The 14378-nt window shown below is 42.6% G+C and carries 12 protein-coding genes; 6 read left to right on the top strand and 6 right to left on the bottom strand.

Features of this window, described 5'->3' with window-relative positions; translation table 11 throughout:
* Positions 1–48: 48 nt before the first annotated feature.
* From OCV52_RS09820 to OCV52_RS09800, 5 genes are all read right to left on the bottom strand, one after another.
* Positions 49–444, bottom strand: a complete 396-nt coding sequence (locus OCV52_RS09820; protein WP_137408352.1) for a GspS/AspS pilotin family protein — start codon at positions 442–444, stop codon at positions 49–51.
* A 1-nt stretch (position 445) separates the two neighbouring features.
* Positions 446–742 (bottom strand): YciI family protein, encoded by a 297-nt coding sequence (locus OCV52_RS09815; protein WP_017631803.1) that lies wholly within the window; start codon positions 740–742, stop codon positions 446–448.
* 187 nt (positions 743–929) lie between these two features.
* Positions 930–1328 (bottom strand): acyl-CoA thioester hydrolase YciA, encoded by a 399-nt coding sequence (gene yciA, locus OCV52_RS09810; protein WP_004741235.1) that lies wholly within the window; start codon positions 1326–1328, stop codon positions 930–932.
* Between the two features lie 264 nt (positions 1329–1592).
* Positions 1593–2171, bottom strand: coding sequence for a septation protein A (locus OCV52_RS09805; RefSeq protein WP_137408351.1), 579 nt, complete (start codon positions 2169–2171; stop codon positions 1593–1595).
* Between the two features lie 109 nt (positions 2172–2280).
* Positions 2281–2529: a hypothetical protein gene (locus OCV52_RS09800; RefSeq protein WP_137408350.1), complete on the bottom strand. Its 249-nt coding sequence runs from the start codon at positions 2527–2529 to the stop codon at positions 2281–2283.
* A 544-nt stretch (positions 2530–3073) separates the two neighbouring features.
* On the opposite strand from OCV52_RS09800, the gene OCV52_RS09795 reads away from it, so the two are divergent.
* The 6 genes from OCV52_RS09795 to OCV52_RS09770 all read left to right on the top strand — a co-directional run bounded on the left by OCV52_RS09795 (position 3074) and on the right by OCV52_RS09770 (position 12858).
* Positions 3074–7348, top strand: coding sequence for an ATP-binding protein (locus OCV52_RS09795; RefSeq protein ID WP_137408349.1), 4275 nt, complete (start codon positions 3074–3076; stop codon positions 7346–7348).
* Between the two features lie 14 nt (positions 7349–7362).
* Positions 7363–8559 (top strand): EAL domain-containing response regulator, encoded by a 1197-nt coding sequence (locus OCV52_RS09790; protein WP_137408348.1) that lies wholly within the window; start codon positions 7363–7365, stop codon positions 8557–8559.
* A 116-nt stretch (positions 8560–8675) separates the two neighbouring features.
* A complete protein-coding gene (locus OCV52_RS09785) occupies positions 8676–10295 on the top strand; it encodes a methyl-accepting chemotaxis protein (RefSeq protein ID WP_137408347.1) in 1620 nt (539 codons plus the stop codon).
* Positions 10296–10307: 12 nt separating this feature from the next.
* A complete protein-coding gene (locus tag OCV52_RS09780) occupies positions 10308–11558 on the top strand; it encodes a hypothetical protein (RefSeq protein ID WP_137408346.1) in 1251 nt (416 codons plus the stop codon).
* Between the two features lie 15 nt (positions 11559–11573).
* The gene (locus tag OCV52_RS09775) at positions 11574–11969 is read left to right on the top strand and encodes a hypothetical protein (protein ID WP_004741242.1); all 396 of its coding nucleotides are present in this window, start codon (positions 11574–11576) and stop codon (positions 11967–11969) included.
* Between the two features lie 307 nt (positions 11970–12276).
* Complete coding sequence (locus OCV52_RS09770) at positions 12277–12858, top strand: TetR/AcrR family transcriptional regulator (RefSeq protein ID WP_137408345.1); 582 nt, start codon at positions 12277–12279, stop codon at positions 12856–12858.
* A 120-nt stretch (positions 12859–12978) separates the two neighbouring features.
* Here OCV52_RS09770 and OCV52_RS09765 read toward each other — a convergent pair whose 3' ends face one another.
* Positions 12979–14238, bottom strand: a complete 1260-nt coding sequence (locus OCV52_RS09765) for a dicarboxylate/amino acid:cation symporter (protein ID WP_137408344.1) — start codon at positions 14236–14238, stop codon at positions 12979–12981.
* Positions 14239–14378: the final 140 nt, after the last annotated feature.

Here is a 14378-nt window from a genome sequence, read left to right as displayed (position 1 = left end):
CTCGCTACTGCGAGGCTTTGACGTTCATATTTGTTCGAATCTCTAACTTTAATTGGCGATCTGACAAGTATCTTTGCTTATCAGCTTCTCAACCATCAGTTGTCCGCGTGTGTTGCGGATCTTGATGTTGTAAGCCAAGCCCATGTCCAGGTTTGCTCTTACTTCTGAGTTAGTACAGTAGCTATTCACACTCATATCGACAACTTGGTTTAAAGGCTTAGCACCTTTCGCATCTTGGTTGTAAATCATCATGATTTCTATCACGGTGTTTTTCGCCAGAACTCGCATAACTGATAGTGGACCATACTCAATCGGCAGGCCCGCAGATAATACGCCAGCACGGTGCTGCGCCATCATCTCGAGTTGTCTTTGTTGGTCTTGCTCACTTGAAGCGCAGCCTGCAAGCAGAGCAGCTGTCAGTGAGGCGATAATCCATTTTTTCACGTTAAAATACTTTTTTGAATGGTTTTACGATGACATTTTGGTAGACGCCAGCTTCGATATACGGATCTGCGTCTGCCCATGCCTGTGCGTCTTCTAAAGAGTTAAACTCAGCGATTACCGTTGAACCTGTGAAACCAGCTTCGCCTGGGTTATCTGAATCAATCGCTGGCATTGGACCCGCTGTTAATAGTCGGCCTTCATCGTGAAGTGTTTGTAGGCGTTCTAGGTGTTGTGGGCGAACACTGAGGCGTTTTTCTAATGAATTTTCGACATCTTGAGAGAAAATCACGTACCACATATTGGCATATCCTTATTTTACTTCACTGCATTGGGGAGATTATAAAGTAGTTATCTTGCTAATTTACGCGAACTAATTGGTATTGGAAGAGCTAATGATAAGAAATTGTGAATTGGTGCGAGAGACTTGTATGGTCTTTAGTGGTTTCACTGGTTGAGACTAAAGACCATTCCCGAAGCAAGCTGGCTTATTTTTTAATGGTTCGAGGCTTGCCACTTTCATCAACGGCTACGTAGTTGAATGTTGCACCACATACCTTGTAGCGGTCGCCAATGCCGTGATCCAGCACCGGTTTCACCCATACTTCCAAGTCGATATTCATCGAGCTACGACCAATCTTAGTGCAATCGCCATACACACACACCACATCGCCAACCGATACCGGCTGTTTGAATTCAATGCTTGATACTGACACGGTAACTATCTTGCCGTTAGAGATCTCTTTGGCCAAGATGCCGCCGGCTAGGTCGAGCTGAGACATTATCCAACCACCGAAGATTTGACCTGCTGCATTGGTATCAGAAGGCATCGCTAATGTGCGAAGAAGTAGGGAACCAATTGGGTTCAAAGTTGATTGAATCGTCATTGTTGTACTCTTGGTGGTATTGATTATCTAAATAAAAACAGAAGTGTTGGTTGGTGAAGCGCATTTGCAAACGAGCGCAATGAACAACAGAGATCAGATAGCCAATAATTTAGTGCGATTTACATTAAATAATAGGCTTTATTTTGACCAGTCTCCGCAACACAAAAAAGCCAACGGCCAATGATCACGAGTATCATTGGCCGCTAGGTATAGCATATTGACAAGAATTGTAACAAAAACGGAATGAGGACTCACCCCTTGGGGTTACTTCTCGTCAGTATTTTTATCAGTTAGTTCTTGCTGCTCTTTTTGAAGTTGTTCTTTTGGTAAATGCTTATAGATGTAGACACCCGTAAGCAGCGTAAATAGTAATGTTGCTATTAGCAGGCCAAACACCTTGAAGTTAACCCACACATCTAATGGTAGGTTAAAAGCTACATAGACGTTGATGATTGCGCATAGGGTGAAGAAGAATGTCCAAGCCCAGTTGATCTTGCTCCACACTGCTTCCGGAAGTGTAATCTCTTTGCCCAATATGCCTTTAATCGCAGGTTTCCCCATAAGGTGGCTTGCGGTTAGGCCAATAGAAAATAAGGCATAGACGATCGTGACTTTCCATTTAATGAAGTTGTCGTCGTGTAAGAATATAGTCATTCCACCAAATGCCGCGACCATCAGAAACGTTATCACCTGCATTTTTTCTACTTTTTTGTAGATGAAGTACGTCAAAACGATTTGAAGTGCAGAAACGACAATCAATGCACCCGTTGCGGTGTAGATGTCGTACATCTTGTAAAGCGCGAAGAAAATAATGAGAGGAATGAAATCAAGAATTTGTTTCATGTGGACTGACTATCCGGTTAGTTGAGTTACCGATAGTCTAACTAAAATTGCCTCGATGCAAAACAGCTCGAGACAATTGGCTACTAAACTGATTGGAGCTGGCAGAATTTCAACGCATCGATGACGTTTGGTAGCGAGGAATCAGCTTCTTGATATCTTCTAGATAACCTTCGCTTTTCAGGTTGTCTAAAGTGTTCTCTAGCTCTTGTTCACTCATCGCGAAGCAGGTGGATTTTCCTGTCGTTAGATCAAGGTACTCGTGATATTCACGCTCAGTAAAGTGGCCAACTCTGTCCATTAACAAGGATTTAATCCCGTGGTGAATCAAGCCGTAATACGTGTGTCTTTGTAAGGTCATAGCCTATCCTCCGTGACAAGCTGCAGTGGTAATAATTAGTGCAACCTGCTGTATATTGGTTGGGTTATCTATGACAAAGCAAATCAAATGCCATTTTGTCTAGTTTTCCGGAACGTTTCCCGTACCAAATTGAAATAGTCAATTTTTCAATTAGTTAAATGTCTGTGTTCTCTGTTCTCTAGAGACAATACGTAGCTGCTAAGTAATAGTTTTATTTTGAGGGGCAATTTTCTCCTTCAATTTGAGAATTAATGTGCTGTTGTTGAGTCAAACTGATTCGTTCCCATATCGAAAAGCGTTTGTTTTATGGGTGTTAGGCTTGATAATTAGACTATCGAGATTTGATTCATGCGCCAGCTGGAGAGTTTCAATTTGAGAAATTAATGAAGGTCGGAGAGTTTTTATATCGGTATGCGAAAACTCTTGCTGGTTCGGTGTGTGGTTAGCTTATTAAACAGTATCCATATTTTGTTTAACGCTACTTGCTGAATGGCTGTGAACTTGACGTTATAAAGTACGCTGCTGCTATAACGTCAGGTTTATCATGTACCGTATCTTTTTCTTTCAGTTATTTTCTTTGATTACATTGGTGTTTTTCGCATCACAAAAAGCACAAGCTGATGAATCAATTCAACTGGGAATTCAAATCTCAGATTTTGCTCCTTATGCTCAATCACAACAAGGAGAGGTTTCGGGTTTATTGCCGGACTTAGTTGATTTCTACGTGAAAGATGGACTCGATGGTGTGGAGTTTGTTGGTTACCAGTCACCGTCTGAACTCAACAATATGCTAAAAACGGGTGACGTGGACGCCATCATCACGGCAGAGCAAAATGTTTCAAGTGGTGGCGTTATCTACTCGAAACCGATCTTGTCGAGCCGAATGATCAGTTTGAGCAGTGAACCTATTGAGAGTCATTTGCTCATGAAAGGGCGTAAGCTTGCTTACTTTGAAAACTCGAGTAATGCATCGTCTGTGAAGTCCTTACTTCCGTTTTCTTCATTTGAATCATACTCATCATATCAGGATGCGATAGCCGCTGTTGCGCGTGAGAAAGTGCTCGCAATTGTGGATGATGGCGTGTTGTTACACAGTAAGCTGATGAATAGCCCCTATGACGCATCACTGTCTGTGAATTTGCATGATGGCTTGCCTCTGAATAACTACGTTATTGCTTTACTTGATACTCCTGAGAATAGGAAGCTATTGAACATCATCAATACTTCAATTAACCATGATAAGCCAAATCAAATCGTTAATATCCATAAGAAATGGTTAAACGAAATACAAAGACGTTTACTTTTGGTTGTTAGCAAAAATAAGTTGTTATTGACGGAAAAAGAGCAGCAATACCTATCATTGAATCCCAATATTTATGTGTCCTACATTCGAGATTCAAAACCTATTTCATTCGTGAACAGCGAAGGGCAGCCTGATGGTATCTCTATCGATATCTTGAATGAGATCTCTCGACTTACGGGGCTAAACTTCATTTTTGAAAATGACTTTGGTATCGAAGGGAACGATTTACATACGGTTTCTCTACCGCTGATCCATACCAAAGCGACTCCCTTTGCTGGTGTGGATGATCGTCACCTTTACTCGAAACCTTTTATGGTTGAGCCGTGGGCGCTGATTGGTAAAAGCGACAGTAACAAGGTCGATGTGTTTGGTGAGCTTTCTCAGAACGCTATTATCGGTACTACTGACGATAGCGTTGGCGCCCAATTGGCCAAGCGTTATTGCGAAGCTTGCCCAATAAAAAAGTATGACTCGGTTGAACAAGTATTAGAGGCGGTTGATAAAGGGCAAGTTGATTCTGCAATGCTCTCTTTATATCTCGCGTCTCCACTGCTCCAAGGACAGTATTCAGGCTACTTGCGAGTAACTAGCCTGTTGTCAAAAGATAATGATGTTCCTGTCGCTTACAGCGTGGAAGCTGATCAAGAGATATTAGGAAACATCATCAATAAAGCGCTTTTTGCGATTCCACATCATAAATTCCAGCAAATTAAAAAGAATTGGTTAGATGTTTCTTACGAATCTGGAGTTGACACTAAAGATGTGATTCTGGGTGCTGCCATTCTTATTTCTGTCGCATCCGTTCTTATCATGGCGATCATGGTATGGAGCTGGAAATTAAGCCGTGAGGTCGAGGACCGCAAGCGTGCTGAGTCTGCGTTGAAGCATCAAGTCGAGTTCGAGCGTTCACTACTCAACGCAATGCCGTTTCCAATTGTAGTACGTGATCTAGATAACCAACTTGTGAGTTTCAACAGTGTGGCAAGGGCGCTTAAGGATTTTGACTTAATAGAAGAAGCAATCATTAATAATCCCGACGAAGACGCCATGATCCACAAAGGGAATGTTTTGCCTCGTTTGGAAAAAGAGGTGGTCTCGCCATTTGGCAGTAAGCACTATGCATATTGGAAGTGCCCGTACATTTCCAATGGAAGTATCGAAGGTTCAGTAACGATTCTCGATGATTTGACTGAATTGTATGAAGCGAAAAAAATCGCTAAAAGTGCAGATGACCGCGTCCAAAAACTCGCGAACAATTTACACGGTGCGGTGATACAACATATCCAGCCTAAGCGAAGCTTACACGATATCGAGTTCGTGTTTATCAGTAATGGAATCGAAGAACTTCTTGGTCTCACGCCATCTCAACTACGCCGATCTCCGACGAGCTTCTTTGCGCCGTTAAATGCAAAAGATCGCCGTACTCTGATTCGAAAAATACGTTGTGGCAACAAAGATGGAAAATTGAGTCTGGATATTGGCGTCAATATTGAGAACCAGAATCGCTGGCTTAACTTACAAAGCAAAATATCCGATCGTGGTGATTACTACGAATGGGACTCTGTACTGACGGATATTACCGAGCTAAAGCAGCAGCAAGAAGAGCTCACTCAGGCAAGGCAGAGTGCGATTGCTGCTACCGAAGCGAAATCGAGATTTCTAGCTAACATGAGTCATGAGATCCGAACGCCTCTTGGTGGCATTGTGAGTTTGTTAGAGCTTTCTGAGCAGTATGAAGTGGGGCATGAAGTACAAAAGATTCATACAACGCTAAGCCAGTCCGCTAATAACCTATTGCACATCGTTAACGATATCCTTGATTTCTCAAAAATTGAGGCAGGTAAGCTGACTTTGGATTACCAGCCTGAAAGTCTGGATACCTTGACTCTTAGAGTCACTCAACTGCAAGCAAGGCAGGCGCATGCCAAAGGGTTGCAGTTCAAGTTCTGGCTAGACCCTGAATTAAAAGATTCGGTACTGATGGACGACATCCGTCTCGGCCAAGTATTGAACAACCTGTTGAGTAATGCGATTAAATTTACTGAGCATGGAACAGTTGGCTTAACGACGAAGTTAGTCAGTCAAAACGATAGCCAGCAACAAGTATGTTTTGAAGTTTTCGATAGCGGAATCGGCATTAGCGAAGAGCATATTCGAAATCTATTTAGACCGTTCGTGCAGGCGGATGAAGGCACCACGAGAAAGTATGGTGGCTCGGGTCTTGGATTGACTATATCAAAGCAATTGATAGAGCAAATGGGCGGGACGCTGAACGTGACAAGTAGGGTGAACTTAGGCTCAACATTTACTATCTCGGTACCTCTAACATCACTTGATGATAACCAGTATCAAGATATGACAGGTAAAGTCGCTTTGCTCACCAAAACCTTCATGCAGCACCAAGAGTTGGAGAGCTACCTGACATCTTGGGGGATTAAGGTGATTTCAAAGAGCGTGCAAACCAAGAAAGAGTTAGCGCATTGGGTAGAGACCATTAAGGCTGGCTTTGTGTTCATCCCTCATGAGCTTGCCCAGACGATTAATAGTCCTGATGAGAGCGTGAATTTTATCTGTTTAAGTGAGCATGGGATGCTTTCGCCTGCACCTTGTAAGTTAGGTTGGAATTTATCGGCAAACCCATTATTGCCTTCACAGCTAAGACACTGCTTAAGCAATATTCCAACCTTTATCGAAGAAGTGGTAAAGGAAGAAAACAACTTACGATTAAGCACCGAATCACGCGAATCTGCGATGGAAAATAATAGGCTGATACTGATTGCGGAAGATCACCCAATCAACCAACAGATCATTATTAAGCAGATAGAGCAGTTAGGTTTTCATGCCGATATGGTGGACAACGGTAGAGAAGCGCTGTCGGCGCTCGATAAGCAGGACTATGGCTTACTTATCACTGACTGTCATATGCCTGAGGTGGATGGCTATGAGTTGACGAAACAGATTCGTTCGAAAGAGCAAAGTCAGAATATACCTCGATTGCCTATCATTGCACTGACAGCAAACGCCGTTAAGGGTGAAAACGACAAATGTTTTGAGATTGGTATGGATGACTTTTTGTCTAAACCTACCAAGCTCAAAGTGATTGGTGACACGATCAACAAGCATCTTATGAAAGGCACACCGGTTGTTAGCCAGTTGGCAGCCAACGATGCGAACGTTGAACCTAGCCTTGCGCCTATTGATATTCAAAACCTAATGGAGTTATTTGGAGATCAGGACCTTATCGATCAAATCATCAAGGATTTTATTCAGAGTCACTGCTCAGACTTGCCTTTGTTACTCGCTGCATGTGAGAGCGAGAGCCTAGATGAGATCAAACAAGTTGCCCATAAAATGAAAGGTGCAGCGAAGATGGTTGGCAGTACTGAGATGGCTGACCAACTGCAACAGCTAGAAGATGCCTCTACAAACCAAAGAGGTGGGTACTTAGAGTATTTCCATGAAGTGGAGCGACTTACGCAGAAGTTACAAAGCTTCTACTCCACGTATGCTCAATAGGCTGAGGGAACACTATGGATCAAAATATTGTTGTAATCGAAGACCACCCCTTTCAGTTGAATGTCATGACCATGGTATTGAACAGCTTGAGTGTCGGTAAGGTTCATTCTTTCGAGTGTGGGTGTAAGGCGTTAGACCACATTGAACAGTCTTCGGTCGACCTAATATTGTGTGACCTCAATATGCCAATGATAGATGGAATCGAATTGCTAAAACGGTTAGCTAATTTGAATTTCAAGGGCAATATCATCATAACGAGTGCTGAAAACCAAACCGTGCTCGATGCCGCTAGTAAAATGTGTAAGGCATTTAATCTCAATTTATTGGGTGTGTTAGAAAAGCCGATTGATCGTTCCCGGCTACTAGAGTTGGTAAGTAGGGATACTAAAAAACCAGAGTCGGCTTCAAGTTCAAATAGAGATATCGTGATCACTGATGAGGACATCGTAAAGGCTGTCGAGAACCATGAGATGGTTTTGCACTATCAACCCATCGTCTGTATTCACACGGGAGAATGGAAGGAGAGTGAATCTTTAATTCGCTGGCAACATCCCCATTATGGTGTTCTCAGTCCATTTTTCTTTTTGACGCGCCTCATTGATTCAGGATTAATGTTGAATGTTTTGAAGCAGTTACTTGAGCAAGCGATTAACGATCAACGCTTCCTATGCAGCAGAAGGTTTGTTTTGAACTTAACAGCGAAAGATATGATCGACGGTGAAATTGTCGATCATATCTTTAAGCTTATCGATAACGGTAGATTAGATGTTGAGCAGATCAAGCTGGAGTTAACGGAGTCCGACCTAGTTGAAAGTGTTGCGCTTGCTTTAGCGTCTACAACAAGAATATGTATGCGTGGTATTCCGCTCGCGATTGACGATTTCGGAACGGGTTACTCCTCATTGAAACAACTCGAGGATCTGCCATTTTCTGCATTGAAACTGGATATCGACTTCGTTAAAAACATCCAGCAAAGCCGCTCTAGTCGAGCAATTGTGAGAGCTTCACTTTACCTCGCTAAATTATTGGATTTAACGACTGTCGCAGAGGGCATTGAAGATATATCAATTTGGAAAGATATACGTTCAATGAGTAATAAAGACACACTGGCTCAAGGGTATTTTATTGCGCGTCCGATGCCTGCTGATCAACTGCCTGAGTGGAAAAGTAGCTGGGAAAAGAAAGTAACCGAGTTCAATTTACTGGCGTAGGGGTAATAGGGGAGCCATTTAAACATAAAGTGATATTTGTTTAGTGAATATGTTCACCGATAAAAGTGAACTGGCGGTAACATAATTATCAATTTGCGCTAATTCAATAGAACCTTATGCTACTGTCTCGTTATATCAATATAAAAGTACAATTTGTCGTTCTTTTATCTATTATCTCGCTCAGTTTAGCGGCGATAATTACCATCAATGTTTTTATTCATCGCGATAATAGCCAACGACTAACTCAGTTAGAAATAAGTTATTACCCTGCATTAGAGCACGCCACTAAAATTCACTCGCTGTTGCCAAATGTTCAACAGCAGTTCGAAGCCGCTGTGATCATGGAAGATGAGCAGGCTCTCGATTATGCGCGCCAAATATCTTCTGAACTTCAAGTTGAAGCAAGTAAAGGGGCCAATGTTTTACCTTCACAGGCGCAAGCATTTAACAAGGTGTCGAGCTCGCTAAAAAAGTACACGGACTCCGCGTACGCGTTAAGTCTAGATTTTATTAACTTGAATGACTCCTTCGCGAATCTTACAGCAAGATCGAATACGCTCACTGCTGAATATGATTCGTTACTCGCGGCAAGTGAAATGCTGCGCTCGTCAGCGAGTCAAAATGTAGTAAATACCATATTGCACTCAGAGAATGCCGCAAACGATGCTGCTCAGCAGTCAATCTGGCTTGGCGTTTTCTTTGTTTTGTCTGTCTTTGCAGTGGGCTATGCGATTTTCAAATCTGTTATCAGTTCAATTCTGCTCGTCACTGAGAAAATGCAAGCGATCGCAACGGGAGATGGTGATTTAACCGTACGCATCGATTATTCCGGCAAAGACGAAATCGCAACCCTTGTACAAAGCGTTAACCAGTTTATTGAGAAGCTTCAAGGGATCATCGCAAGCACGTTGAGCATTGGGCAGGAGCTTGAGGTTGTGAGCGACAAAATCCGCAGTGAATCCAATCAAACCTTAGCGTTGAACAGCACCCAACGTGACCACATCGAAGAAGTGACTGACGCAGTTAACAATATCATTGCTCTTATTGAACAAGTGGTTGGCTTTGCATCACATGCCGATTCACAAGCTCAAAAGGCCAATGCCAGTGCTCAAACGGGTACCCAAGTCGTTTTGAAAACAAGCCAAGAGATCGAAGAGCTTGCCACCAATATTCGCGATACCGCCGGAAAATTAAAAGAGCTCGACCAAAATGCCAGCAATGTGGGCTCAATCCTCAGCACGATTCAAAGCGTTGCCGAGCAAACCAATCTGCTGGCCCTAAATGCGGCGATTGAAGCAGCTCGCGCTGGAGAGCATGGGCGCGGCTTCGCGGTCGTTTCTGATGAGGTACGTGTACTCGCTAATAATACTCAACAATCAGCAACCGAGATTAATGCCTTACTCGGTGAGCTTAAGTCTGGTTCGAATGCGGCGGTAGGTGCAATGGACCAAGGCCTCGCAAGCTCCTCTCAAGCCGTTGGAGATGCACAAAACGCTGGTGATTACCTATTAGAAATTAGCGGCCAGGTTGAAGAAATTACCGAGCTGAATCGCCAGATAGCGAGTACCACTGAACACCAAGCTCGCGCTTCAAAACAAATTCATACCCATATGGATGATTTTAGACAGTGCTCTCACCAAGTGTCTCAGTCTACCGATCAACTAGAAGCTCTGAGCCACCAGTTGAGTGGCATCGTGACAGAGCTGAGTAAATCAACATCACAATTCAAAGTATAACGGAGAACAATAATGACTAACTCCCCATTTCGCTTATTGCCTGTAGCAGTGGCGCTTGCGGCATCGTTTGCTGCACATGCTTCAGATGAGCAAAAATTGGCCGAGCTAGAGAAAAAGGTCGCTATCCTTGAAGCGAAAGAGCAAAACTCAATTGCTGATAAATTTAGTTTCAATGGTTTTGCGTCTTTGAACATGCAGCTGGGTAATCAAAACCACGGCTTCATGAAGTCGGAGAATAAAGTACGTTTTGATGAAGGTTCTTTGTTTGGTTTACAAGGTGAGTTCGAAGTTAATGAGTCAACTTCAGCCGTTGTTCAGATGGTTGCTCGTGGTAACAAAAAAGAGAACTGGTCTCCAGATATTGAGTGGGCATTCTTAAGCCACAAAGTGACGCCGAACTTAACGGTTCGTGGTGGTAAATTACGTTTACCACTGTTCATGTACTCTGATTATCTAGAAGTGGGTTACGCACAAGTTGGTGTACGAGTACCTAATGAAGTGTACGGTTCAGTAGTGCTTACTTCTCTAACGGGTGGTGACTTCATTTATGATGTGGAGCTAGATGACAGCACTCTTTCATTCCAAGGCTTTGCCGGTTCACAGAAGCTGTCGGCATCAAAGCATAGCTACAATGCTGATACACAGTTTGATGACATTGCTGGTGGTGTAGTTAACTGGACTGATGATACTTGGACACTACGTGCTGTTTACGCACAGTCTGTGATCAGCTCTTCAACTAACTGGAATGTAAACAGTAAGCTTGTATTGAATTCAACATTTGATGACGAGAAAGCGAAGTTTTACGGTGTTGGTGGTCGATACGAAAACGGCAACCTAATGCTGGTTTCAGAAGTGACACGCACAACCGTTGAAGGGTTCTACTACGATGTGGATGCAGCATATCTAACAGCAGCATACCGTCTAGATGAAGTAACGCCTTACATTACCGTGTCACACATGGAAACGCAGGACGATGACGAGCGAAATGCAGAAGCAAACCGTCAGCTTGCAAATGTACTTCAAAACCCAACCAGTGCGTCTGCGAAATACGCATACGGTTCAGCAAAAGCATTGGCTGATAAGCTAAACACACAGCGCACAACATACAGCATTGGTGCTCGTTGGGACTTCCTACCGAATATTGCGCTAAAAGGTGATATTAGTTACCTAACTGGCTTTGGTTCAACGAATGGTGGTGTAGCGTCGGAATATAAGAACGACGATAACATTTTGTACACTGTAAAAGTTGATGCGGTATTTTAAGGAAGAGAATCAATCATGTTGAAAAAAACATTAGTAGCCGCTGCTCTTCTTAGCAGCATGAACGCATTCGCTGGCCTAGTTGTAGTTGGCAACCCTGCTATGTCTGAGCTTGATGCTTCAACGGTTAAGAAGTTGTACTTAGGAAAAGCGAAGTCACTACAAATTGAAGCGGTTGATTTGGAAGACGGACACCCAAAGAAAGGTGAATTTCACCAAGCTATCACTCAAAAAACCGAAGCGCAGTTGCAAGCATATTGGGCAAAACGCGTATTCACGGGTAAAGGTCAACCACCTAAGGCTGTTGGTCAGGAGAGCCTAGCAAAAGACATGGTTGCTAGCTCGACAAATACGATTGCTTATATCGATGAATCTTTAGTCGATAGTTCAGTTAAAGTGATTTTAAAACTTTAATTTTATATGTGGCGCTCAATATGAGCGCCACTCTTACATTGGCTTACGTTTAAGCTTGTCGTCCTTACATTTAAGATAGCTAGCCTTACTTAACCCTTACATGATATTGCTTAGCTATATGTTATTGTTTCTTAGAGCAATTATTCAGTTTGATTTTAATTACATTATTTAAAACACACATTAAATTTAGATTTCTAAGTTTTGATTATCTAACGGTGTACTTAATGTGTGTTTTTTCATATTGAGATTGTTTCTTAGAGTTATAAAATGTGTGGCAAATGTAAACAAGCGGGTGGGATACAATCTGATGCCAAAAGAAAAAAGAGAAGAAATATTAAGTGCAGCAGAAAAGTTATTTATTTCTCAGCCTTATAATAAAGTATCAATTCGCTCTATTGCCAAATCTGCAGGGGTAAGTCCTGCTTTAATTCTTTATTACTTCAATAATAAAGAACAGCTTTTTGACCAGCTCATTGAAGAGCATACAAATCGATTTAAGGAACAGTTTTCAAAATATCAAAGAGTGGAAGGGGTACAGCTACAACAGCTAATCTCAGAGCTTATTGAGTTTTGGGAAAGTGCGCCAAACATATTTTTATTATTCACCCTTGGTGGTAACTCTTTTAATCACGACAATGTGCAAAGGTTAAAAGAATCTAAGTTCGGTTTCATCTATCACAAAACTCTTGAAAACTTCCTTTATTTAGTTGATGGCTGTAACGAATCCAACTTTCATTATTATCAGATGCTAGTAAGTTCACTGGTATCTCAGCCTTACTTAGAAACAAGACAGCAAAAATACAATTCTGAGAGTTCGACATTTAACTTGATGCACTATCAAGAAGTTATCGCGAGCTTGTTTAAGAAAGAAAATAGTTACGCATACTGAGTTGTATGTAGGGTATCAAAAGGACTGAAGCCTACGAATTTAGCTCAGCAATGACCTTATCTTAAAACGTAAAAAAAGCCACTCATAGAGTGGCTTTTTGTTTTCCGATGTAATCGAAAATTATGCTTGTTGCTTTTGTAGCTCAGCTTCTTTCGCTTCGTTTTCAATTAGAGAGTCAACGATAACTGCACATGCTGCATCACCAGTGATGTTCAGTGCTGTACGAATCATGTCGAAGATACGGTCTAGAGCGAACAACAGAGGTAGACCTTCGATAGGGATACCAGCCGCCAGAAGAACAGCAACAACTAGGAAAGAAGGACCAGGAACACCTGCTTGGCCAACTGCGCCTAGTGTTGATGTTACGATGATAGCAACGTAAGCGCCCATAGATAGGTCGATGTTGAACAGCTGTGCGAAGAAGATAGCCACTAGGCCGTAGTAGATCGCGTTACCAGACATGTTGATCGTTGCACCTAAAGGTAGAACGAACGAAGCCGTAGAGTTGCGCACACCAAGCTCGTTTTCTACAGTGTCCATGGTAACAGGCAGGGTAGCCATTGAAGATGCTGTTGAAAGAGCAACCGCTTGAGGCTTCTTCATTGCAACTAGGAACTTCTTAGCTGAAGTCTTAGTGAAGATTTGAATCATTAGCGGGTAAGCAACAAAGCCGAAGATCAGGATAGCGGCGATGTAAACAACAAACAGCTTGAACACAACCATCAGTGCGCCAAAACCGAATGTACCTACTGCTTCTGCCATTAGACCAAATACACCAAGTGGAGCGATGATCATTACCTTGTTGATCATCCAAACCATCGCGTCAACAATCGCATTTACGCCATTGATGATAGGATCACGTTTTTCGTTCGCTTGCTTAGAAAGCGCAATACCAAAGAACAAGCAGAAAACTAGGATTTGCAGAATGTTTGCTTCGTTCAATGATTGGAAAACGTTGGTAGGGATCATGCCGGTGATGGTTGCCCAGAACGTTGGCAGTTCGCCTTTCGCAGCGTACTCAGAAGAGAACATGCCTTCTACGCCAGAAACATCGATACCACGACCTGGTTCGAATACTTCACCCATTACAAGCGCTAGCGCTACAGCAAGTGCAGACGTTAGTGCGAAGTAACCTAGGGTGGTGATACCAACTTTACCAGCAGACGAGCTATTACCTAGGCCTGCTGCACCTGAAATTAGGGCAACCGCAACTAGAGGGATAACCAGCATCTTGATCAAGTTGATGAAGATAGCACCCAGTGGAGCGAACATTGTTGCGCTGTCACCCATCATCGCACCGACTAGGGTACCGATGAACATTGCAATAACGACTTGAACGCCAATGTTGCTTAGTAAACTCTTTTCTTTTAACACTTCCATAACCTCTGTGCTACTAAATATAAAATTCCCAGAACTACTCACCAATGTACGATGTACCATTGGATAAATATTTCGCGAAGAGTTTTACACGTATCCTTTACATTTATCAATATGAGCTGAGATGAAAGTGCGCCAAAAAT

It is taken from the genome of Vibrio chagasii, from assembly GCF_024347355.1.
Classification (GTDB): domain Bacteria; phylum Pseudomonadota; class Gammaproteobacteria; order Enterobacterales; family Vibrionaceae; genus Vibrio; species Vibrio chagasii.
The sequence above is the reverse complement of the archived record's forward strand: the minus strand, read 5'-3'. Positions and strand labels throughout refer to the sequence as shown.